Here is a 22,534-nt window from a genome sequence, read left to right as displayed (position 1 = left end):
ATCGTTCATCGCGGGCAAGCCCGGCTCCCACAGGTCTCTCTGGTGTACACATGATTTGTGTTCACTGGAGATCCCTGTGGGAGCGGGCTTGCCCGCGATGGCTTTGGTACATTCAACGCATCAACGACAGGTTCAATTAACCCAAACCTCAACCCGCCGATTTTTGATCCGCCCCTCATCCGCGCTGTTCGCCGCCACCGGCATCTGCGCGCCGAAGCCGCGCACTTCGCGCAACACCACGCCGCTCTTCACCAACTCCCGCCGTACCGCCATTGCCCGCAACTTCGACAGCAAATCCGCCCGCGCCGGATCGTCCTTGGCATCACCAAACCCCACCAGCGTCACCGCGCGTTCAGTCTTGTCGTTGCGCTTTATATAGTCGAGCACCCGGGCCAGATCCTGGCGAGCCTTGTTATCCAGACTGGCGCTGCCTTCTTCAAAACGGAAGTTCACTGTCAGACGCTGGGCATGCCGGCTGAGGGATTGATAACCCTCCGGCATCAGCACATTCGGCGTGACTGCGATAGCGTGTACGGTCTGCGCGATAAAGCCGTTGGCCGCGACAATCGCCTGGCCCTTGGGACTTTGCGCAAACTCGACCAAAGCCTTGGCCCAAGGGTTTTCGCTGGCGGGCGGTAGGTAAAAGAACAGCCGCCGCGACAGCGGATAGTCCTCCGTCGCAATCAGGCTGTTAAGCGGCAACATCGCCTGGGATTGCCCATCGGCAATCGCCACGGCTTTGGCCTGGCGCACGTAGGGCAAACCAATAAACCCTATAGCTTGCGGATCGCTGCTGACGGCATCCGACAATTGCTCACTGGATTCGAACCTTTTCGCGGTGCTGCTCAGACTTTTCCCACGACCGCTGAGGACCAGTTCCTTGAAGGTGTCATAGGTGCCGGACTGATCATCCCGCGCATATAAATGAATCGCGCCGCCACGCCCGCCGAGTTCTTCCCAGGTTTTCACCTCGCCGCTGAAGATCCGCGCCAGTTGCTCGGTGTTCAGTTGCTGCAATGGATTGTCGGGGTGAAGGATGATCGCCAGACCATCGATGGCGATGACTTGCTCGGCGGCGGGGCTTTTCAGATCACCGAGAAATTGCAGGCTCGCCAGTTCGCTGTCCTTGATCGGGCGCGAGGAGGCGGCGAGATCGGCACTGGTGTTTTTCAGCGCGGTGAATCCAGTGCTGGAACCGTGGGCGGCGACTTCCACCATCACCCGCTTGCCATCGCTGGTTTGCCCGACGATCCGTTGTTCGTTGGCGGTGTCGGGGTTTTCCCGGTGGATTTTCAGCAGGCCCTGATCCAGCAGGAAACCTTCGACCAGCGCCGGGCCGAGATCCGCGCCAATGGTGTTCGAACCCTGAATGCGCAAGGCCGGGTCGCTTTCAGGAACGGGCAGGGCGGAGGCCGCAACCGACAGCCATGCGCCGCACAAAAATACGAACAGAACACGCAGGATCATGCCGGCACCGTTTACAGCCAAGGGGATTGCCGGGGAGATTAAGTCGTAAATGTTTCTGAAAAATGACAGAAGGCAAATGTGGGAGCGAGCTTGCTCGCGAAGGCGGTGAGTCAGTCGCCATGGTTATTGACTGACAATACGCCTTCGCGAGCAAGCTCGCTCCCACATTGGAATTGAGGTGAGTCTGAAATCAGCTCAACTCAAGCCAGATCGGCGCATGGTCCGAAGGTTTTTCCATGCCACGCAATTCATAGTCCACGCCCGCAGCTTTCACTCGTGGCAGCAAACCACGGGACGCCAGAATCACGTCGATGCGCAGGCCACGCTTGGGATTGTCCTCGAAACCACGGCTGCGATAGTCGAACCAGCTGAACATGTCGGTCACGTCCGGGTTCAGATGGCGATAGCTGTCGGTCAGGCCCCAGTTCTTCAGGCGGGCCATCCACTCGCGCTCTTCCGGGAGGAAACTGCACTTGCCGGTCTTCAGCCAACGTTTCATGTTGTCCGGGCCGATGCCGATGTCGCAGTCTTCCGGCGAGATGTTCACGTCGCCCATCACCACGACTGGCTGTTCGTTGTTGAACTGGGTTTCCAGCAGCGTTTGCAGATCGTTGTAGAAACGCTGTTTGGCCGGGAATTTGGTCGGGTGGTCGCGGCTTTCGCCCTGCGGGAAGTAGCCGTTCATGATGGTCACCGGCACGCCATTGGCGTCGGCGAACGTGCCCCAGATAAAGCGACGCTGAGCGTCTTCTTCATCGCTGGCGAAGCCTTTATGGATCTCAATCGGCTCTTGGCGCGAGAGCATGGCCACGCCGTAATGGCCTTTCTGGCCGTGGTAATACACGTGGTAGCCCAGCGCGCGCACTTCTTCCAGCGGGAACTGGTCATCGTGGACCTTGGTTTCCTGCAGGCCAATCACGTCCGGCTGGTGTTTTTCGATCAGCGCTGCCAGCTGATGCGGACGGGCGCGCAGTCCGTTGATGTTGAAGGAAACGATCTTCATGGTCGGCAGTCCTGGCAAAAGGGCGATGCTAGCTGACATGTGGGATGGGGGCCAGTGTGGGGTAAGCAGATTCATTTTGTTCTGTCAGATGTGGGGTGCTTTTACTGGCCCCATCGCTGGCAAGCCAGCTCCCACAATGTTTGTGTCTTGACTGAAATCTGTGATCACTGCAAAAACCTGTGGGAGCTGGCTTGCCAGCGATTAGCGCCAGTCGAGTCGATGAAGATCTTCAGTTGGTCTATACCTGAGGGGAACTGTGCCAACGCCAAAAGGTTCGTACCAACAAGAGCGCAGCCACACGAGCCGCGCCCCGGGGAGAATCACTGTCATGCCTGAAACCCAGACCGCCATCGCCGACATCCACATGCTCGATCGCGGTTACTCGCGTGAAGCGCGCTCGCTGCTGTATCAGGCTTATCGCCACGAGCCGACCTTCGCTTACCTGTTCGAAGCCGAGCGGCCCGGGTATGAACAGCGAGTGCGGGCGACAGTGCGCGAACTGGTCAAACAGCATTTTCTGCAGGATCTGCCGGCCATCGGCCTGCTGGTCAACGACCGCTTGATCGGCATCGCCCTGATCGCGCCGCCGCAGCGCCGTTTGGGCATCACCGAAAGTTGGGCATGGCGCCTGCGCATGGTGCTGAGCACCGGTTTCCGCTGCACCCGACGCTATCTGGAATATCACGATGCGGTGGCGGCCTGCGTCCCCAGCGATTCAGTACACATGTTGCCGCTGCTGGGCATTCACCCGCAGTTCCAGGGCAAACACTTCGGCGAGCAATTGCTGACGGCGGTGCATAACTGGTGCGCGGTGGATGAAACTTCGCAAGGCGTGGTGCTCGACACAGGCAACCCACGCTACCTGGAATTCTATAAACGTCAGGGTTATGAAGAGATTGGCGAAGTCGCTGTCGGGCCAGTGCGCGAGCACGTATTTTTTCACGCCAATCCGCAGGTGTTACAAACTGCAATGGCATAACCATCGAACTTTTTGGGAAAAGTCTGGTTCTATCACCCTCCCAAGCTCGTGATAGCATCCGCGCCTATGAAGTTTCCAGGAAGATTTACCAGCGGCGTGCTTGTGCTGTTAACCAGCTGCGCGGCGTTGGCGCAAAGTGAATTGGACGTACGGATCAAACCGTCCAACGATGAGCTTAAAGCCAATATAGAGGGCTATATCGGCAGCCTAGGCGACCGTGACGAAGAAGCCTTGCAGCGCTTCAGTCGCGGTGCCGAGGAGCAGGCGCGCAAAGCCGCGCAGGCCTTGGGCTACTATCAGCCGCAGATCGAAAGTGACGTCAAGGGCGGCGAAAATCCGCGTCTGGTGTTGAAAATCGATCCCGGCGAGCCGATTCGGCTGCGTAACGTCACGATCCGTGTCGACGGGCCTGCCGCCTCCCTCAAATCCTTTCGAGTACCACAAACCGACGCGTTGAAATCCGGCGCGGTGCTCAATCATGGGCGTTATGAAGACGCCAAAAGAATTATTCAGAATCAGGCTTCGCGCTTCGGTTTTTTCAGCGGCCACTTCACCAGCCAGAAACTATTGGTCGATCCCCGGGCCGGGATTGCCGACATTGAATTGATCTACGAAAGCGGCCCGCGTTATGCGCTGGGCAAAGTCAGTTTCGAAGGCGACACACCGTTCGACGAAGACCTGCTGCAACGCATGGTGCCGTTCAAGGCCGGCGGGCCGTATGACTCCGAACTGATCGCCGAACTCAACCGCGATCTGCAATCGAGCGGCTATTTCGAAGGTGTTCGCGTCGACGCCGCGCCTACCGCCTCGAAGGACGGGGTGATTCCGGTCGCGGTCAAACTCGACACACGCAAGCCGCGCACCATGGGGTTGGGCCTCGGTTACTCCACCGACGTCGGCCCGCGCATCAAGGCCAACTGGACCCGGCATTGGGTCAACCCGCAGGGCGACAGTTATGGCTGGGAAGCGGAACTCTCGGCGCCACGGCAAAACGTCGGGGTGTTCTATGACATCCCGCTCGACCCGCCGCTGACCGACAAACTGCGTTGGGCGGCCGGTTACCAATACGAAGACATCGACGGCTCCGACACCCTGAGCAAGCTGCTGACTGTCGGCCCGGAATGGCACAGCAAGTTGCCCAGCGGCTGGCAACGGGTGATCTCGCTGAAGTGGCAGCGCGAGGAATACCAGCTCGGCGATGACTCCGGACTCAGTACCTTGCTGATGCCCGGCGTGAGCTATTCCTACCTGAAAAGCGACAACCGCATCGATCCGCACAACGGCTATCGCCTGACCTTCGAAAGCAAGGTCGCCAAAGAGGGTTTGGGCTCGGACAACAATCTGCTGTACGGCACGGCACTGATCAAAGGTCTGACCACGGTGTTCGATAACCACCGTTTCCTCGGCCGGGTGCAGGTCGGTGGCAGCGCCACCAACGGCTACAACTCGATCCCGCCATCGCTGCGCTTCTTTGCCGGTGGCGACCAGAGCGTGCGCGGTTACGACTACCAGAGCCTGTCCCCGGAAAACTCCGAGGGCGACCGCATCGGCGGACGTTACATGGTCGCTGGTAGCGTCGAGTATCAATATTCGATTGCCGAGAAATGGCGCATCGCGACCTTCGTCGATCAGGGCAACTCTTTCAACAAACTCGAACTGCCGAACCTCAAGACCGGGGTCGGTATCGGCGTGCGCTGGGTCTCGCCGGTGGGGCCGATCCGCCTCGACCTGGCCCACGCGCTTGATGACGATGGCGGCATCCGGCTGCATTTTTCCATGGGGCCTGAGCTGTGAAACGTGGTTTGAAAATTACCTTGCTGGCGCTTTTTTCGCTGGTGTTGCTGATCGTGCTGGCCATCGCGGCACTGCTCGGAACGCAGGCCGGCAGCCGATGGGCGCTGGGGCTGGTGCCGGGATTGAGCGTGGAAAATTTCCAGGGTCGGCTCGGCGGGCAATGGAGCGCCGATCATCTGTTGTGGGAACAGGGCGGCAATCGCGTCGAGCTGAACAAGCCGATCTTCGAATGGTCGCCGCTGTGCCTGACGCGCATGACGCTGTGCATCGATCAGCTCAAGACCGATCAGGTCATCCTGCAATTTGCGCCCAGTGCCGAAACCACCGACAGCGGTCCGATCAGCTTGCCGGACCTGCAATTGCCGGTGGCCATCGAACTCGGCGACGTGCAGATCGGCAGCCTGCTGCTCGACGGCAGCGAACAGCTCAAAGGCCTGAAACTGGCGGCGCACTGGACGGCCAACGGTTTGCAGATCGACTCCGCGCAATTGCAGCGTGATGACTTGAGCCTGAGCCTTTCCGGGTTGCTGCAACCGACCGGCAACTGGCCGCTGAAGGTTGAAGGGCAACTCGGCCTGCCGTCTCCGGGCACTGGCCCGTGGACGCTGGCGCTGAAAATCGATGGCGATCTGCTGAAAACCCTCAACCTGCACGCCGACAGTCGTGGCTACCTCGAGGGTCAACTGAGCGGCGAGTTACAACCGCTGGTAGAAAACCTGCCGGCCAAAGTGCGCATCACCAGCGACAGCTTCAAGCCGAGCGCTGACCTGCCGGACACTCTGCAGCTCAATCAACTGCTGCTGACCGGCGAGGGTGACCTGAAAAACGGTTACCAATTGCTCGGCAACGCCACGCTGCCTGCGGAGAAAGGCCCGGTGGCGTTGCTGCTCAAGGGCAAGGTTGACGCCAAGGGCGCGCAGATCGCCGGGCTCGACCTGAACGCCAGCGACAAACAAAGCCTCAAGCTCACCGGCAACGTGGACTGGAGCAAAGGCCTGACCGCTCAAGCCAATATCAACTGGCAGGACTTTCCGTGGCATCGGCTCTATCCGGAAATCGACGAGCCGCAAGTCGCGTTGCGTACCTTTAATGGCGAAGTCTCCTACACCGACGGTCAATACCTCGGCAATTTCGCCGCCGCTCTCGATGGCCCGGCAGGTGCGTTCAGTCTGAGCAGTCCGTTCAGCGGCAACCTGAAACAGATCTTTCTGCCGCAATTCAAACTCGAAGCCGGGCAGGGCAAGGCCGAAGGGCACGTCAACGTGCAGTTCGCCGACGGCATCGCCTGGGATACCGCGCTCGATCTGTCGGCGTTCAATCCGGCGTACTGGGTCGCGGAACTGCCGGGCACCCTGGCCGGGCCATTGAAAAGCAAAGGCGAGATGAAGAACGAGCGCCTGAGCCTCAGCGCCGACCTCGACCTCAAAGGCAAACTGCGCGGGCAACCGGCCGTGCTGCAAGCCAAGGCCGACGGCGCGGGCGAACAGTGGAACCTCAACGCCCTGCAAATCCGCCTCGGCGACAACAGCATCAACGGCAAGGGCAGCCTGCAACAGAAACTCGCCGGGCAGATCGATATCAAACTGCCGCGTCTGGCGCAACTCTGGCCGCAACTGCGTGGGCAGATCAATGGCCAGATCGACGTCGCCGGCACGCTGAAGGCGCCGCAGGGCAAACTCGGTCTGCAAGGTTCGCAACTGGCGTTTCAGGACAATCGTCTGCAAAGCCTCAACCTCGACGCCACCCTCGACAGCGCGCAACGGGCGAAGATCGACCTCAAGGGCAGCGCGATTCAGGCTGGCGATACGTCTTTGGGTAACCTGACCGTCAGCGGCCAGGGCGATATCAAGAGCCAGAAACTCAGCCTCGACCTGCTTGGGCCGAAGCTGAAACTGGCACTCGGGCTCGACGGCAATCTGGACAAGGGCAACTGGCGCGGTCGTCTGGCCAGTGGTGATATTCAGGCCGGTGGTCAGGACTGGAAGCTGCAAAATCCAGCCAAACTCGAACGTCTGGCCGACGGCAAAATCAATTTCGGCGCGCATTGCTGGATGTCCGGCAGTGCCAGCCTGTGCGGTGAAGATCAGCGGCTGATGCCCGATCCGAAGCTGCGCTATCACCTCAAGCAATTCCCGATTGAAAGCCTGGCGCAATGGCTGCCCAAGGATTTCGCCTGGCAGGGCAAGCTCAACGCCGATCTGCAACTGGACTTGCCGGCCAGCGGCCCCAACGGTCAGATCAGCATCGACGCCAGCGGCGGCACATTGCGCATGAAGGAAAAAGACCAGTGGCTGGACTTCCCGTACCAGACCCTCAAGCTCACCAGCAAACTCACGCCCAAGCGCATCGACACCGACCTCAACTTCGTCGGCGGCAAACTCGGTGAATTGATGGTGCAGGCGCAGCTCAATCCGCTGCCGAAAAACAAACCGGTGAACGGCTCGTTCCGCCTCAGCGGTCTGGATTTGTCGGTGGCGCGGCCGTTTGTGCCAATGGTCGAGAAACTCACCGGACGCTTGAACGGTAGCGGCACGATTTCCGGTGGGCTGTTGGCGCCGCTGGTCAACGGCACCGTGCAACTCAGCGACGGCGAAGTGTCCGGCGCCGAACTGCCGATGGAACTCAAGGATCTGCAGTTGCAAGCAGTGATCGCCGGTGAAGCCGTGCGGCTGGATGGCGGCTGGAAAAGCGGCAAGACCGGGCAGGGCAGTCTGAGCGGCAATGTCGCCTGGGGGCAGGCGCTGATGGTCGATCTGGCGCTCAAAGGCACACAGTTGCCGGTCACCGTCGAACCCTATGCCAAGCTCGAAGTCGCGCCGGATCTGAAAATTTCCATGGCTGGCGACGAGTTGAAAATTGCTGGCAAGGTGTTGGTGCCCAAAGGTGAAATCACTGTGCGTGAATTGCCGCCATCGACGGTGAAAGTCTCCGATGACACGATCATCGTCGGCGCACAGACCGAAGAGGGCAAACCACCGCTGGCGATGAAAATGGATATCGACGTGATCGTTGGCCAGGACAAACTGAGCTTCGCCGGTTTCGGTCTCACCGCCAACCTACAAGGTCAGGTGCACATCGGCGACAACATGGATACGCGCGGTGAGCTGTGGCTCAACGACGGCAAATACCGTGCGTATGGCCAGCGCCTGACGGTGCGTCGTGCGCGTCTGTTGTTCGCCGGGCCGGTCGATCAGCCGTATCTGGACATCGAAGCGATCCGCCAGACTGACGACGTGATCGCCGGGATTCGCCTCAGCGGCAGCGCCGAACAGCCGACCACGCAGATCTTCTCCGAGCCGGCGATGAGTCAGGAGCAGGCGCTGTCGTATCTGGTGCTGGGTCGTCCGTTGAGCACCAACGGTGAAGACAACAACATGCTGGCGCAAGCCGCGCTCGGACTGGGCCTGATGGGCAGCTCCGGGGTGACCAGCGGTCTGGCCAAGGATCTGGGGATTCAGGATTTCCAGCTCGACACCCAAGGCAGCGGCAACACCACCAGCGTGGTGGCCAGCGGCAATATCTCGGAGAAACTCAGCCTGCGTTATGGCGTCGGTGTGTTCGAACCGGCCAACACTATTGCCTTGCGCTACAAGCTGAGCAAGAAGGTCTATCTGGAAGCCGCCAGCGGTGTGGCCAGTTCGCTGGACATCTTCTATAAGCGCGATTTCTAGCCCGCTGAAGATCAAAAGATCGCAGCCCTTCGGCGGCTCCAACAGGATGATCCCATTCCCTGTTGGAGCCGCCAGCGGCATTGCCTGCATGTATTAGACTTACCGCAGCTCGAAAGCTGCGGTTTGCGGCTGGCCGAAGGGAACAGGGGCGCCTATGGTCCGTTTGAGTATGGTTTTGCTGGGTAGCGATTTTGTCCGCAAGCGCTGGTCGACGCTGGCCCTGACCGGTGTCGTCTGGGGTGCGGCCGGGGTGGCCATCTTCATCGATGCGCTGGACGGCGTGCTGTATTTTCCGCTGCATGTGTTCGGCTACCTGTTGCTGCTCGAAGCACTGATCCTGCTGCTGGTGCCCGCACCGCAGACCGGTACCGCTGAGGCCCTGCGCAAAGTACGAGGGATGGTTTTTCTGGTGCTTGGGCTGCTGATCGTCGACCGGCAACACGCCGCCGGCCTGATTCTGGCGGTGCTGTTTGGCGGGGCTTTTATCGTTGATGGCGGCTTTCGTCTGGCCGCTGCGGTGGTGGTGCGCTTCGTCGGTTGGCAGGTGTCTCTGCTGACGGGTTTGTTCGAAATCGGCTTTGGTCTGTTCATCCTCGAACCGTACCCGACGCTTTATAAGGGAACGGTGCCGTTCTGCATTGGCATGAGCATTTTTCTCTCGGGTTGCGCTTTGTTGCGTCAGGGAATGCTCTACAGAAACGGGCCGTTGCCGGTAACGCCTCCCTCGGTCAGTGCGCCTGCATCCAGCGCCGCGCTGGTGATTCATGTCTGGACACCCAGCGGCACCGTTGACGACACCTTGGTGCGTAACCGGCTGCTCAATCGCTATATCGCGGCGGTCGACATCAACGGCGTGGTCTCCGCCGGCCACGCCGCGCTGGAATGCGGCCCGGACATTTACATCAGCCACTACCCGCAGGACGACATTGATCGGTCGGCGGGGGATTTCGTGCGGCTGCTGCGGGCGACGCCGAACAACGATGTTGCTGGCAGGTTTTTGCCTGACTATGCGAGCGAGGTTGCCGACTGGTGCCCGTCAGTGGTTCAGGTCAGTTTTACCCACTACGACGCTCGGCGACTGTATGCGTTCTGGGCGGATTATCGGCGCAACAGCACTTACAACCTGACCAGCCGCAATTGTTCCAGTGCGGTCGCCCACAGCCTCGAAGCGGCCCTTGAAGGCGCGATGAATCGAGGTCATTCGAGCATGCTGGATTTTGTCCGGGTCATCATCAGTCCCGAATTCTGGGTCGCGGCCCAAGTGCGCAAACGCGCGGAGGCGATGGCCTGGACGCCGGGGCTGGTGCTCGACTACGCGTTGGCGTTGCATGCAGCGATTGAACCGGTGCCGCCGGGCTGGCACAGCATTTACGCGGTGATCAAACGCGCCTGCGGTTATGCGGCAGATGCGTTGCGTGGGCGTGAGATACATCCCATCCAGCCACAACAGTCAGCCCATCCTTCCGAAAAATCCTGACTGGCTTTACATCCAGTCGCTCCAATCGCTGGTAAGCCAGCTCCCACATATTTCTGCGGTGTACATGAATTCTGAGTACGACGCGGACCCTGTGGGAGCTGGCTTGCCAGCGAAGGCGTCCGTGTGTGCGCCACAAAAACCAACTCCATTGGTCAACTAATTACCAAGCTTCCTAACTATTCCGTTGACATTCGCTGCCTAGGCAGTAACATCTCGACATACATTCACTGCCTAGGCAGTTATTAGGTGAGCAAATGAAGCATTTCACCCCGGACGAATTCAAACATTGCCATCTCGGCCTGTTGCTTGGCCGTGCTGCGCTGCTCAAGGACCGGATCATCGACACCCACATGGACCCGCACGGCATCACCGCCGCGCAGTTCAAAGTGTTGATCATCATGGCTCAGTACGGCGTCGATACCCCGGCCGAACTCTGCCGGCATCTGTCGCTGGACAGCGGTTCGATGACGCGCATGCTCGATCGTCTGGAACAGAAAGGCTTCCTCGCTCGCCAACGCAGCGAAGGTGATCGCCGTCAGGTGCAATTGACCCTGACCGAGCAAGGCCAGCAACTGGCTGATCGCCTGCCGCACATCGGCGCCGACGCGATGAATGAACTGGCCGGCGCCGTCACCACGGACGAGTTGAAGACCCTGGAATACATCCTCAAGAAAATTTTGCTGGCGGCCGGTGACCCGATCACCCTCCAGCGGTTAGGTGAACACAATGAGCGCTAAAACCTTGCGCAGCAGCCTGACGCTGCTGCTGTCGGCGATGATCCTCGCCGGCTGCGCCAGTTACAGTGGCCTCGATACCAAAGGAGCCAGTCTTGATGCGAAAAGCCTCAAGGCTGGCCAGTCCCTTAACGGCGTAACGCTGTCGCCCGCCGCATGGCCGAAAAGCGACTGGTGGACCAGTCTTGGTGACCCGCAACTCGACGGTCTGATCCGCGAAGCGTTGCACGACAGCCCGGACATGCAGATTGCCGAAGCCCGTGCGCATCAGGCCTTTGCTGCCGCGTCGGCCGCCGATGCCGCACGCTTCCCGACTCTGGATGCCAGCGCCGGCGTCAGTCGTTCGCGTCTGGCCAAGGATCAGGACCCGCTGGGGCAGGGCGATGCCTACGCCACCGTGCGCAATGTCAGCGCCAGCTTCAATTACAACTTCGATCTCTGGGGCGGTCAGCGTGACGCCTGGGAAGCTGCACTCGGTCAGGCGCGTGCCGCCGAAGTCGACCGTCAGGCTGCGCAGTTGACCCTCGCCGCTGATGTGGCCCGGGCCTATAGCGATCTCGGTCAGGCGCACATCGTCTACGACCTAGCCAACGACGACCTCAAACGCACCAAGCAAATGCTCGACCTGAGCCAGCGTCGCCTGAGTTCCGGGATCGACAGCCAGTACCAGTTCCAGCAAACACAAAGTCTGGAAGCCAGTTCCGAAGCGAGTCTGATCGATGCGGAAAAACGTCTGAACAGCGCCAAAATCGCATTGGCCGTGCTGCTCGGCAAAGGCCCGGATCGCGGCAATGAAATCGCCCGGCCGAAAGTCTTGCAGGCCAGCGCTGTCGCTGTGCCTTCGGTGTTGCCGGCGGAATTGCTTGGTCGTCGCCCGGATCTGGTCGCTGCCCGTTGGCGCGTGGAGGCCGCGAGCAAAGACATTGCTGCGGCGAAAACCCAGTTCTATCCCAACCTGAACCTTACGGCTGCGGCCGGTGCCGAATCCTTGTTGGGTGACGCAATGTTCGGTTCCGCCAGTCGCTTCTTTAGTATCGCGCCGACCATCTCGGTGCCGATTTTCGACGGCGGGCGCCTGCGCGCCAACCTCGATTCGCGTGACGCCGATTACGACCTGGCAGTGGCGCAGTACAACAAAAGTCTGGTGAAAGCACTGGGCGATGTCAGCGACACGATCAACCAGTTGCGCGACATCGGTCGGCAGATCGGCGCCCAGCAACACGCGACCGACATTGCGCAGGATTCTTACAACACCGTGGTCCAGCGTTACGGTTCCGGCATCGGCAACTACCTGGACGTGCTCAGCATCGAGCAGCAATTGCTTCAGGCCCAACGTCAGTTGGCGAACCTGAATGCCGAGCAGATCGATCTGTCGATTCAACTGATGCAAGCGCTGGGCGGCGGCTTTCAGGGCGAAACCCTGACCGCAGCCAACGCCAACCCAGCCACGCCGCACAACTAATTCAAGGTATTTGTCATGGCCACTGCCGAAAACACTCAAGCTCAAGACAACACGCCAGACACCGGCAACCCACGCAAGCGCAAGGTCATGCTGACGGTGCTGGCGATTCTGGTGATCCTCGCCGGTGCCGGCGTCTGGGCGTATCACGAATTCGTCGGACGCTGGAACGAAAGCACCGACGACGCCTACGTCAACGGCAACGTGGTTGAAATCACCCCGTTGGTCACCGGCACCGTGGTCAGCATCGGCGCCGATGACGGCGACCTGGTGCATGAAGGTCAGGTACTGATCAACTTCGACCCGAACGACGCCGAAGTCGGTCTGCAAAGTGCTCAGGCGAAACTGGCGCGCACCGTGCGTCAGGTTCGCGGTTTGTACAGCAACGTTGATGGCATGAAAGCCCAGGTCAACGCGCAGCAAGCCAACGTGCAAAAAGCCCAGGACAACTTCAACCGCCGGAAAAACCTCGCCGCTGGCGGCGCGATTTCCCAGGAAGAACTGTCCCACGCTCGTGATGACCTGACCTCGGCGCAGAACGCCCTGGCCAATGCCCAGCAGCAACTGAAAACCACCAGCGCGCTGGTCGATGACACCGTGGTTTCGTCGCACCCGGACGTGATGTCCGCTGCTGCGGACCTGCGTCAGGCCTACCTGACCAATGCTCGCAGCACCTTGATCGCGCCGGTCACCGGTTACGTCGCCAAGCGCACCGTGCAACTCGGTCAACGTGTGCAGCCGGGCACCGCGCTGATGGCGGTGATCCCATTGGACCAGTTGTGGATCGACGCCAACTTCAAGGAAACCCAACTGCGTGACATGCGCATCGGTCAGCCGGTAGACATCGAGTCGGACATCTATGGCAGCGACGTGAAATACAGCGGCACTGTCGACAGCCTCGGCGCCGGTACCGGCAGTGCGTTTGCCCTGTTGCCAGCGCAGAACGCCACCGGTAACTGGATCAAGATCGTGCAGCGTGTTCCGGTGCGGATTCACATCAACGCCGAAGAACTGGCCAAGCACCCGCTGCGCGTCGGTCTGTCGACCAACGTCGAGGTCAATCTGCACGACCAGAGCGGCCCGGTACTGGCGCAGCAACCGCCACAAAAGGCCTCGTTCAGCACCAACGTCTACGACCAGCAACTGGCCGAAGCCGACGCGATGATCGCGCAACTGATCCACGACAACAGCGCTGCGGCCAGCAAAACCGCGCAACGCTGATACCCACCCTGCGGGAACGAACATTTAAGGGGATTTATTTGTGGCGAGGGGATTCATCCCCGTTGGGTCGCGAAGCGGCCCCTCTTTTGATCCAGAAAAGATGGGCCTGCTGCGCAGTCCAACGGGGATAAATCCCCTCACCACAGTAATTCTCCTCACACACAGGTTCTTTTCCACATGGGCGCTGTGTCTGTAACAGACGCAGCGCCAACCAGGTCCCAAAGGATTCGCGATGAGCAATAACGCCTCTTTCACGCCGCCCAGCCTGTTGCTCAGCACCATCGGCCTGTCGCTGGCGACGTTCATGCAAGTGCTCGACACCACCATCGCCAACGTGGCGTTGCCGACCATCTCCGGCAACCTCGGGGTGAGTTCGGAGCAGGGCACCTGGGTCATTACCTCGTTCGCCGTGAGTAACGCCATCGCACTGCCGCTGACCGGTTGGCTCAGCCGCCGTTTCGGTGAGGTGAAGCTGTTTCTCTGGGCGACGATTCTGTTTGTACTGGCCTCGTTCCTCTGCGGTATTTCGACGTCGATGCCGGAACTGATCGGCTTCCGCGTGCTGCAAGGTCTGGTGGCCGGGCCGCTGTACCCGATGACGCAAACCCTGCTGATCGCGGTTTATCCCCCCGCCAGGCGCGGCATGGCTTTGGCCTTGCTGGCGATGGTCACGGTGGTCGCACCGATTGCCGGGCCGATTCTCGGCGGCTGGATCACTGACAGTTACAGTTGGCCGTGGATCTTCTTCATCAACGTACCGATCGGGATTTTTGCGGTGATGGTCGTGCGCTCGCAACTGGCCAAACGGCCGGTGGTCACCAGCCGTCAACCAATGGACTACGTCGGGCTGATCTCGCTGATCATCGGTGTCGGCGCATTGCAGGTGATCCTCGACAAGGGCAATGACCTCGACTGGTTCGAATCGAACTTCATCATCATCGGCGCAGCAATTTCCGTGGTAGCGCTGGCGGTATTCATCATCTGGGAAATGACCGACAAGCATCCGGTGGTGAATCTGCGCCTGTTTGCGCACCGTAACTTCCGTATCGGCACGATTGTGCTGGTGTTGGGTTACGCCGGGTTCTTCGGCATCAACCTGATCCTGCCGCAGTGGTTGCAGACGCAAATGGGTTACACCGCGACCTGGGCCGGTCTGGCGGTTGCACCTATCGGGATTCTGCCGGTGGTGCTGTCGCCGTTTGTCGGCAAGTACGCGCACAAGTTCGACCTGCGTCTGCTGGCGGGTCTGGCGTTCCTGGCGATTGGCCTGAGCTGCTTCATGCGCGCCAAGTTCACCAGCGAAGTCGACTTCCAGCACATCGCTTTGGTGCAGCTGTTCATGGGTATCGGTGTGGCGCTGTTCTTCATGCCGACTCTGAGCATCCTGATGTCGGACTTGCCGCCGAGCCAGATTGCCGACGGCGCGGGCCTTGCGACTTTCCTGCGGACACTCGGTGGTAGCTTCGCGGCTTCGCTGACCACGTGGATCTGGATTCGTCGGGCCGATCAGCACCATGCCTACATGAGCGAAAGCCTCAGCACCTATGAGCCAGCGACCCGTGAGGCGTTGAATCAGATGGGCGGGGCGGGCAACACGGCGTATGCGCAACTGGATCATGTGCTTACCAGTCAGGCGTACATGCTCTCCACCGTGGATTACTTCACGCTGCTTGGGTGGGGATTCATGGGGTTGATTCTGATTGTGTGGCTGGCGAAACCGCCGTTTGCGGCGAAGGCGGGGCCTGCAGCGTCCGGGCATTAAGGCTGCATGTAACCTGTGGGAGCGGGCTTGCCCGCGATGGCGGAGTATCAGTCAACAAAGATGTTGAATGTGATGGCCTCATCGCGGGCAAGCCCGCTCCCACAGGGACAGTCTGTGATCTCTAGATCCCAGGGGCGGGTAGTGCGGGCGGCGGGGCGAAGTCGAACGGTGCCAACGCAAACCCGTTCTCATCCACCTGCAACGCCCAGCCCTGACGATCCCAATCCCCCAGCACAATCCGCTTTGCCGCCTGCTCGCCGAGCTGCAGCTTGTGGATCGCCGGACGATGGGTATGCCCGTGAATCAGGGTTTTCACCCCGTATTCCTGCATGATCCGTGGAATATCCTCAGGCGTGACATCGACAATGTCATTGGCCTTCATCCGCGTCTGCGCACGGCTTTCACTGCGCAGTTTGCGCGCCAGTTTATGGCGGGTGCTCAAGGGCAGGTTACGCAGGATGAACAGGGTGATCGGGTTACGCAGGTAGCGGCGCAATTTCATGTAACCGATATCACGGGTACACAGACTGTCGCCGTGCATCAGCAGCACCGGCTCGCCGTAAAACTGCACGACACTCGGGTCCTTCAGCAGCGTGCAGCCGGCTTCTTTGCAGAAAGCCTTGCCGAGCAGGAAGTCACGATTGCCGTGCATCAGAAAAATTGCCGTGCCGCTGTCGCTGAGTTCGCGCAAGGCCTGGCAGATGGAACGCTGGAACGGGGTCATGGCATCGTCGCCAATCCACGCCTCGAAAAAGTCGCCCAGAATGTACAACGCACTCGCCGAGCGGGCGCGTCCGGCGAGCAAATCCAGAAACGCCCGGGTGATGTCCGGGCGCTCCTCTTCCAGATGCAAGTCTGAAATCAGCAATATCACGCTTCGATGATCTCGGCTTTCTCGATGATCACGTCTTCTGCTGGTACGTCCTGGTGGCCGGCCTTGGAAGTGGTCGAAACACCTTTGATCTTGTCGACAACGTCAGTACCGGCAGTCACTTTACCGAATACCGCGTAGCCCCAACCCTGGGTGTTCTTGCCGCTGTGGTTCAGGAAGCTGTTGTCAGCGACGTTGATGAAGAACTGCGCGGAAGCCGAATGTGGCTCCATGGTGCGAGCCATGGCGAGGGAGTATTTCTCGTTTGGCAGGCCGTTGTCAGCTTCGTTTTGAATGCTTGGACGCTTGTCTTTCTTTTCCTTCATGCCTGGCTCGAAACCGCCGCCCTGGATCATGAAGTTACCGATAACACGGTGGAAAACGGTGTTTTCGTAGTGACCGGCTTTAACGTACTCGATGAAGTTGGCGACGGTGATCGGCGCCTTTTCAGCGTTCAGTTCGATGACGATGTCGCCATGGTTGGTGGTCAGTTTGACTTGAGTCATGATCGGTGCTCTTTTTCAATGAAGCATTTTATAAAGAATTCGTGGTTTTGGGACATTAAGTCCCGCAACCGGTTCAGCCTGCTTCGGCCAAGGTGCGCAGTTTAGCGTGACAGGCGCGAATTTCGAGGCTGTTTTTCAAATCCCGGCGATTAAATGCGTTCCTTTATAGGGCCTGCTCTGTCAGCCCCTTGACAGCATCGGCTATGATAGCGGCTTTGTTTTGTCTGGCCCCCTCTGCGGCCGCGCACATGTAAGTCAAGGATCCTATGAGCAAGCCCACTGTCGACCCTACCTCGAATGCCAAGTCCGGCCCCGCCGTGCCGGTCAACTTCCTGCGGCCGATCATCCAGGCAGACCTGGACTCGGGCAAGCACACCCAGATCGTTACCCGTTTCCCGCCTGAGCCAAACGGCTACCTGCACATCGGCCACGCCAAGTCGATCTGCGTGAACTTCGGCCTGGCCCAGGAGTTCGGCGGTGTCACGCACCTGCGTTTCGACGACACTAACCCGGCCAAGGAAGACCAGGAATACATCGACGCGATCGAAAGCGACGTCAAATGGCTGGGCTTCGAATGGTCCGGCGAAGTGCGCTACGCCTCGCAGTATTTCGACCAGTTGCACGACTGGGCGGTCGAGTTGATCAAGGCCGGCAAGGCCTACGTTGACGATCTGACCCCCGAGCAGGCCAAGGAATACCGTGGCAGCCTGACCGAGCCGGGCAAGAACAGCCCGTTCCGCGACCGTTCGGTTGAAGAGAACCTCGACTGGTTCGCCCGCATGCGTGCCGGTGAGTTCGCGGACGGCGCTCGCGTCCTGCGCGCGAAGATCGACATGGCCTCGCCGAACATGAACCTGCGCGACCCGATCATGTATCGCATCCGTCATGCGCATCACCACCAGACCGGCGACAAGTGGTGCATCTACCCGAACTACGACTTCACCCACGGTCAGTCGGATGCCATCGAAGGCATCACTCACTCGATCTGCACCCTGGAATTCGAAAGCCATCGTCCGCTGTACGAGTGGTTCCTCGACGCACTGCCAGTGCCGGCGCATCCGCGTCAGTACGAGTTCAGCCGTTTGAACCTCAACTACACCATCACCAGCAAGCGCAAGCTCAAGCAACTGGTTGACGAAAAACACGTCAATGGTTGGGACGATCCGCGCATGTCCACGCTGTCGGGTTTCCGCCGCCGTGGCTACACGCCGAAATCGATCCGCAACTTCTGCGACATGATCGGCACCAACCGTTCCGACGGCGTGGTTGACTTCGGCATGCTCGAATTCAGCATCCGTGACGACCTCGACCACAGCGCCCCGCGTGCCATGTGCGTGCTGCGTCCGCTGAAAGTCGTGATCACCAACTACCCGGAAGGTCAGGTCGAGAACCTCGAACTGCCACGTCACCCGAAAGAAGACCTCGGCGTGCGCGCTCTGCCATTCGCCCGGGAAATCTACATCGACCGTGACGACTTCATGGAAGAGCCGCCAAAGGGCTACAAGCGCCTGGAGCCGACCGGTGAGGTGCGTCTGCGCGGCAGCTACGTGATCCGTGCCGACGAAGCGATCAAGGACGCCGATGGCAACATCGTCGAACTGCGTTGCTCGTATGACCCGGAAACCCTCGGCAAGAACCCTGAAGGCCGCAAGGTCAAAGGCGTGATCCACTGGGTGCCGGCCGCTGCCAGCGTCGAGTGCGAAGTGCGTCTGTACGATCGCCTGTTCCGTTCGGCCAACCCTGAGAAGGCTGAAGACAGCGCGAGTTTCCTCGACAACATCAACCCTGACTCACTGCAAGTGCTGACCGGTTGTCGTGCTGAGCCATCGCTTGGCAATGCACAGCCGGAAGACCGTTTCCAGTTCGAGCGCGAAGGCTACTTCGTTGCGGATATCAAGGACTCGAAGCCAGGTCAGCCGGTATTCAACCGTACCGTGACCCTGCGTGATTCGTGGGGCCAGTGATTTAGCGTCAAGGAAACCAACGTGCTTACGATCTACAACACGCTCACCAAGAGCAAAGAAGTCTTCAAGCCGCTTGATGGCAACAATGTGCGCATGTACGTCTGCGGGATGACCGTGTACGACTACTGCCACATTGGCCACGGCCGCAGCATGGTCGCGTTCGACCTGGTGACCCGCTGGTTGCGGTTCAGCGGTTATAACCTGACCTACGTGCGCAACATCACCGACATCGAAGACAAGATCATCAATCGTGCCCGCGAAAACGGCGAGCCGTACGACGCGCTGACCGAGCGCATGATCACCGCGATGCACGAAGATGAAGCGCGCCTGAACATCAAGAAACCGGACATGGAGCCACGTGCCACCGATCACATTCCGGGCATGCTGAGCATGATCCAGACGCTGATCGACAAGGGTTACGCCTACGCCCCGGGCAATGGCGACGTGTACTACCGCGTCGCCAAGTTCATGGGTTACGGCAAGCTGTCGCGCAAGAAGATTGAAGACCTGCGCATCGGTGCGCGGATCGAAGTCGACGAAGCCAAGCAGGACCCGCTCGACTTCGTGCTGTGGAAAGCCACCAAGCCGGGCGAGCCAAGCTGGGAATCGCCATGGGGCGCCGGGCGTCCGGGCTGGCACATCGAGTGCTCGGTGATGTCCACCTGCTGCCTCGGCGAGACGTTCGACATTCATGGCGGCGGCAGCGACCTCGAGTTCCCGCACCACGAAAACGAAATCGCCCAAAGCGAAGCGGCCACCGGCAAGACCTACGCCAACGCGTGGATGCATTGCGGCATGATTCGCATCAATGGCGAGAAGATGTCCAAGTCCTTGAACAACTTCTTCACCATTCGCGACGTGCTGGAAAAGTACCATCCGGAAGTCGTGCGTTACCTGCTGGTGTCGAGCCACTACCGCAGCGCGATCAACTACTCGGAAGACAACCTCAAGGACGCCAAAGGTGCACTCGAGCGTTTCTACCACGCGTTGAAAGGTCTGCCGAGCGTTGCACCGGCTGGCGGCGAAGCGTTCGTCGAGCGCTTCACCACAGTGATGAACGACGACTTCGGCACGCCGGAAGCCTGCGCGGTGCTGTTCGAGATGGTCCGTGAGATCAACCGTCTGCGCGAGAGCGATCTCGATGCGGCGGCAGGTCTGGCGGCGCGCCTGAAAGAACTGGCGAGCGTGCTGGGTGTGTTGCAGCTCGAAGCCGATGACTTCCTGCAAGCCGGCGCCGAAGGGCGTGTCGATGCAGCCGAAGTTGACGCGCTGATCGCTGCGCGTCTGGCGGCTCGGGCCGGCAAGGACTGGGCCGAATCCGACCGCATCCGCGACCAGCTCACCGCCATGGGCGTGGTGCTGGAAGACGGCAAGGGCGGCACGACCTGGCGTCTGGCTGACTGATAGCTGCACTCGTTACAGACAAAACCCGCCTTGTGCGGGTTTTTGTTTGGGAATGGGAAAAGCCCCTCACCAGCCCTCTCTACCTGCATGAGAAAGTTCGGGTGAGGGTTTTTTGATCTTCAAGGGGTGACGATATTGAACTGCGGCCCAAACGTATCGAGGCTGCCCATCAACTCCCCAAGTTTCTTGCCATTTCCCTGAATCTTGATCAAACCCTTCTGCATCGCTGTCGGGAAATCCAGTTGCTTGAGGCTGATCTTCTCCAGCGTGTCCTTGCTCAGACTCACGCCCGCATCCGCCGCTGGATTGAGACCGGCCCGATGGGTCAGCACGCCGTTGCGCAAGGTCAGGTTGAAGTCCTTGTTCTGATCGTCGAACGTCCAGTTCAGTGTCAGGTCGTGGCCGACAGCCTTGTCACTGTCCAGACGCACCGCCAGATAATCAAAGAACATCTCCGGGCTCATCGCCCGCACCATGTCGATCGACACCGAAGTGCCGGCATGCGCAGGCACGCCGTTGCGCAGTTCCATGGCGCCGGTCAGGTACATGTTGCGCCAGGTGGCGTTTTCGCTCTGATAACCCAACTGCTCCAGCGTCTCGGCCTGGGCCTTGTGCGCATCGGCGTTGTCCGGCTCGGCGAACAGCAGGTTGTTGCCCAGTTGCGCCGCCCAGCGATAGTCGCCGCTGGCCATCGCGGCGCGCATTTTCTCCAGCACCGCCGCGCCGCCGCCCATGGCTTCGACCGTGCGTTTGGCGCTGTCTACCGGTGGCAACGGATTGAGGTTGGCCGGGTTGCCGTCATAGAAACCCATGTAGCGTTGATACACCGCGCGGCTGTTGAAACTCAACGAACCGTAGTAGCCACGGGTGTACCACTTCTGGTCGAGGTCACCGGGCAATTTTTTCATTGCATCGGCGATTTCCAGAGGCGTCAGGCCCTGGTTCAGCAGGTGCAGGGTGCGGTCATTGAGGAAGGCGTACATGTCGCGCTGATCGGCAAGGAAGGTGCGGATGCGCTCGCCACCCCAGGTCGGCCAGTTGTGCTGAGCGAACAACACATCAACCTTGTTGCCGTAGCGCGCCAGGCTGTCGTCCAGATATTGCGACCAGGCCTTGGCGTCACGCACTTGCGCGCCACGCGGTGTGAGCACGTTGTGCATCATCTGTGTGGCGTTTTCCGCCATGCACAGGGCTTTCAATTCGGGCAGGTACATATTCATTTCAGCCGGCGCTTCGGTGCCCGGCGTCAGTTGAAACTCCACTTGCACACCGGCGATAGTGCGGGTCTCCAGTTCCTTGCTGATCAGGTCGGTCGGCGGGATCAGCGTGATGGTGCCGCCAGTCGGCGTGCTCTTGCCCAGACCGGCATCGATCTGGCCTTTCTCGCCGCGTGGCAACAGGCTGCCGAACTGGTACTGCGCACGGCGGCTCATGGCGTTGCCGGCGAACACGTTCTCGCTCATCACGTGTTCCATGAAGCCTGCCGGCGCGAACACCTTGACCTTGCCGGCCTTGACGTCGGCTTCGTCGATCACCCCGCGCACCCCGCCGAAATGGTCGACGTGGGTGTGGCTGTAAATCACCGCCACTACCGGTTTGTGCGGGCGATTCTGGTAGTACAGATCCAGCGCAGCCTTGGCGGTTTCGGCCATGGTCAGCGGGTCGATGATGATCAGCCCGTCGTCGCCTTCGATGATGGTCATGTTCGCCAGATCGAGGCCGCGCACTTGATACAGCTTCGGGCTGACTTCGAACAGACCGGCATGCGCGCTGAGCTGGGCGAGACGCCACAGGCTCGGGTTGACCGATTCCGGGGCCTGATCCTTGGCGAGGAAATCGTAGGCCTGCACGTCCCAGATGACGTTGCCGGCGGCGTCCTTTATCTGACCCTTGAACGGCGCGATCAGGCCTTTGCTGACGGACTCGAAATCGGTGCGGTCGGTGAACGGCAGTTGCTTCAATACCGCGCTGTTATTGGCGGCAGTTTGCGCGCTGGGGGCGACCGGTGCGTCGGCGGCGATTACCGCCTGACTCAGACATGCAGTGATCAGGCAGGCCAGCAGACCGCGAGGGCTCAAAATGAAACGGGGCATGGTGTCTCCGGTTTTTATCGTTATGGGTGGGACCAGTCTCGGAGGGTAGGGCGGCGTTCGGATCGGGCGATGATCGTCAACGGACAAAATTCATTCAGGGCCGCTATCCTTGGCTCACGTTCATTGATC

15 protein-coding genes are annotated in these 22,534 nt (G+C 60.0%); 10 read left to right on the top strand and 5 right to left on the bottom strand.

The window, feature by feature from the left end:
- Nucleotides 1-132 precede the first annotated feature (132 nt).
- A complete protein-coding gene (locus ACTWLJ_RS25085) occupies nucleotides 133-1,467 on the bottom strand; it encodes a substrate-binding domain-containing protein (protein ID WP_445178907.1) in 1,335 nt (444 codons plus the stop codon).
- Nucleotides 1,468-1,657: 190 nt separating this feature from the next.
- On the bottom strand, nucleotides 1,658-2,470 hold the full coding sequence (xthA, locus tag ACTWLJ_RS25080; RefSeq protein WP_445178906.1) for an exodeoxyribonuclease III: 813 nt from the start codon (nucleotides 2,468-2,470) through the stop codon (nucleotides 1,658-1,660).
- A 328-nt stretch (nucleotides 2,471-2,798) separates the two neighbouring features.
- Between xthA and ACTWLJ_RS25075 the strand changes: the two genes are divergently transcribed.
- The 8 genes from ACTWLJ_RS25075 (at nucleotide 2,799) to ACTWLJ_RS25040 (ending at nucleotide 15,567) form a co-directional block, all read left to right on the top strand.
- A complete protein-coding gene (locus ACTWLJ_RS25075; protein WP_445178905.1) occupies nucleotides 2,799-3,449 on the top strand; it encodes a GNAT family N-acetyltransferase in 651 nt (216 codons plus the stop codon).
- Between the two features lie 66 nt (nucleotides 3,450-3,515).
- A complete protein-coding gene (locus ACTWLJ_RS25070) occupies nucleotides 3,516-5,243 on the top strand; it encodes an autotransporter assembly complex protein TamA (RefSeq protein ID WP_445178904.1) in 1,728 nt (575 codons plus the stop codon).
- A complete protein-coding gene (locus ACTWLJ_RS25065; protein ID WP_445178903.1) occupies nucleotides 5,240-8,914 on the top strand; it encodes a translocation/assembly module TamB domain-containing protein in 3,675 nt (1,224 codons plus the stop codon). The genes ACTWLJ_RS25070 and ACTWLJ_RS25065 overlap by 4 nt, the downstream gene beginning before the upstream one ends.
- Before the next feature lie 154 nt (nucleotides 8,915-9,068).
- Nucleotides 9,069-10,391: an HdeD family acid-resistance protein gene (locus ACTWLJ_RS25060; protein ID WP_445178902.1), complete on the top strand. Its 1,323-nt coding sequence runs from the start codon at nucleotides 9,069-9,071 to the stop codon at nucleotides 10,389-10,391.
- Between the two features lie 254 nt (nucleotides 10,392-10,645).
- A complete protein-coding gene (locus tag ACTWLJ_RS25055; RefSeq protein WP_445178901.1) occupies nucleotides 10,646-11,128 on the top strand; it encodes a MarR family winged helix-turn-helix transcriptional regulator in 483 nt (160 codons plus the stop codon).
- Nucleotides 11,118-12,587 carry an efflux transporter outer membrane subunit gene (locus ACTWLJ_RS25050; RefSeq protein ID WP_445178900.1) on the top strand — a complete coding sequence of 490 codons (1,470 nt, stop codon included), beginning with the start codon at nucleotides 11,118-11,120 and terminating at the stop codon, nucleotides 12,585-12,587. Before ACTWLJ_RS25055 ends, ACTWLJ_RS25050 begins: the two co-directional genes overlap by 11 nt.
- A 15-nt stretch (nucleotides 12,588-12,602) precedes the next feature.
- A complete protein-coding gene (locus ACTWLJ_RS25045; protein WP_445178899.1) occupies nucleotides 12,603-13,805 on the top strand; it encodes an HlyD family secretion protein in 1,203 nt (400 codons plus the stop codon).
- 232 nt (nucleotides 13,806-14,037) lie between these two features.
- Nucleotides 14,038-15,567 carry a DHA2 family efflux MFS transporter permease subunit gene (locus ACTWLJ_RS25040; RefSeq protein WP_445178898.1) on the top strand — a complete coding sequence of 510 codons (1,530 nt, stop codon included), beginning with the start codon at nucleotides 14,038-14,040 and terminating at the stop codon, nucleotides 15,565-15,567.
- 121 nt (nucleotides 15,568-15,688) lie between these two features.
- On the opposite strand, the gene lpxH is transcribed toward ACTWLJ_RS25040, so the two are convergent.
- Together lpxH and ACTWLJ_RS25030 are read right to left on the bottom strand one after the other, a co-directional pair.
- The gene (lpxH, locus tag ACTWLJ_RS25035) at nucleotides 15,689-16,441 is read right to left on the bottom strand and encodes a UDP-2,3-diacylglucosamine diphosphatase (protein WP_445178897.1); all 753 of its coding nucleotides are present in this window, start codon (nucleotides 16,439-16,441) and stop codon (nucleotides 15,689-15,691) included.
- Entirely contained in the window at nucleotides 16,438-16,944 is a 507-nt protein-coding gene (locus tag ACTWLJ_RS25030; RefSeq protein ID WP_445178896.1) for a peptidylprolyl isomerase, read from the bottom strand. Before ACTWLJ_RS25030 ends, lpxH begins: the two co-directional genes overlap by 4 nt.
- A gap of 266 nt (nucleotides 16,945-17,210) precedes the next feature.
- Here ACTWLJ_RS25030 and ACTWLJ_RS25025 point away from each other — a divergent pair, with 266 nt between their 5' ends.
- Nucleotides 17,211-18,908, top strand: coding sequence for a glutamine--tRNA ligase/YqeY domain fusion protein (locus tag ACTWLJ_RS25025; RefSeq protein WP_445178895.1), 1,698 nt, complete (start codon nucleotides 17,211-17,213; stop codon nucleotides 18,906-18,908).
- 21 nt (nucleotides 18,909-18,929) lie between these two features.
- Nucleotides 18,930-20,312, top strand: coding sequence for a cysteine--tRNA ligase (gene cysS / locus ACTWLJ_RS25020; RefSeq protein WP_445178894.1), 1,383 nt, complete (start codon nucleotides 18,930-18,932; stop codon nucleotides 20,310-20,312).
- 119 nt (nucleotides 20,313-20,431) lie between these two features.
- Here cysS and ACTWLJ_RS25015 read toward each other — a convergent pair whose 3' ends face one another.
- A complete protein-coding gene (locus tag ACTWLJ_RS25015; RefSeq protein ID WP_445178893.1) occupies nucleotides 20,432-22,405 on the bottom strand; it encodes an alkyl/aryl-sulfatase in 1,974 nt (657 codons plus the stop codon).
- Nucleotides 22,406-22,534 lie beyond the last annotated feature (129 nt).

It is taken from the genome of Pseudomonas sp. McL0111, from assembly GCF_052567255.1.
The sequence above is the reverse complement of the archived record's forward strand: the minus strand, read 5'-3'. Positions and strand labels throughout refer to the sequence as shown.

Excerpts from the sequence above, each read along its gene's own strand:
- ACTWLJ_RS25060 (WP_445178902.1), top strand. The coding sequence starts at position 9,069 with ATGGTCCGTTTGAGTATGGTTTTGCTGGGTAGCGATTTTGTCCGCAAG.
- ACTWLJ_RS25055 (WP_445178901.1), top strand. The coding sequence starts at position 10,646 with ATGAAGCATTTCACCCCGGACGAATTCAAACATTGCCATCTCGGCCTG.
- xthA (WP_445178906.1), bottom strand. The coding sequence starts at position 2,470 with ATGAAGATCGTTTCCTTCAACATCAACGGACTGCGCGCCCGTCCGCAT.
- ACTWLJ_RS25085 (WP_445178907.1), bottom strand. The coding sequence starts at position 1,467 with ATGATCCTGCGTGTTCTGTTCGTATTTTTGTGCGGCGCATGGCTGTCG.
- ACTWLJ_RS25030 (WP_445178896.1), bottom strand. The coding sequence starts at position 16,944 with ATGACTCAAGTCAAACTGACCACCAACCATGGCGACATCGTCATCGAA.
- ACTWLJ_RS25025 (WP_445178895.1), top strand. The coding sequence starts at position 17,211 with ATGAGCAAGCCCACTGTCGACCCTACCTCGAATGCCAAGTCCGGCCCC.
- ACTWLJ_RS25045 (WP_445178899.1), top strand. The coding sequence starts at position 12,603 with ATGGCCACTGCCGAAAACACTCAAGCTCAAGACAACACGCCAGACACC.
- ACTWLJ_RS25015 (WP_445178893.1), bottom strand. The coding sequence starts at position 22,405 with ATGCCCCGTTTCATTTTGAGCCCTCGCGGTCTGCTGGCCTGCCTGATC.
- ACTWLJ_RS25050 (WP_445178900.1), top strand. The coding sequence starts at position 11,118 with ATGAGCGCTAAAACCTTGCGCAGCAGCCTGACGCTGCTGCTGTCGGCG.
- ACTWLJ_RS25040 (WP_445178898.1), top strand. The coding sequence starts at position 14,038 with ATGAGCAATAACGCCTCTTTCACGCCGCCCAGCCTGTTGCTCAGCACC.
- ACTWLJ_RS25070 (WP_445178904.1), top strand. The coding sequence starts at position 3,516 with ATGAAGTTTCCAGGAAGATTTACCAGCGGCGTGCTTGTGCTGTTAACC.
- ACTWLJ_RS25075 (WP_445178905.1), top strand. The coding sequence starts at position 2,799 with ATGCCTGAAACCCAGACCGCCATCGCCGACATCCACATGCTCGATCGC.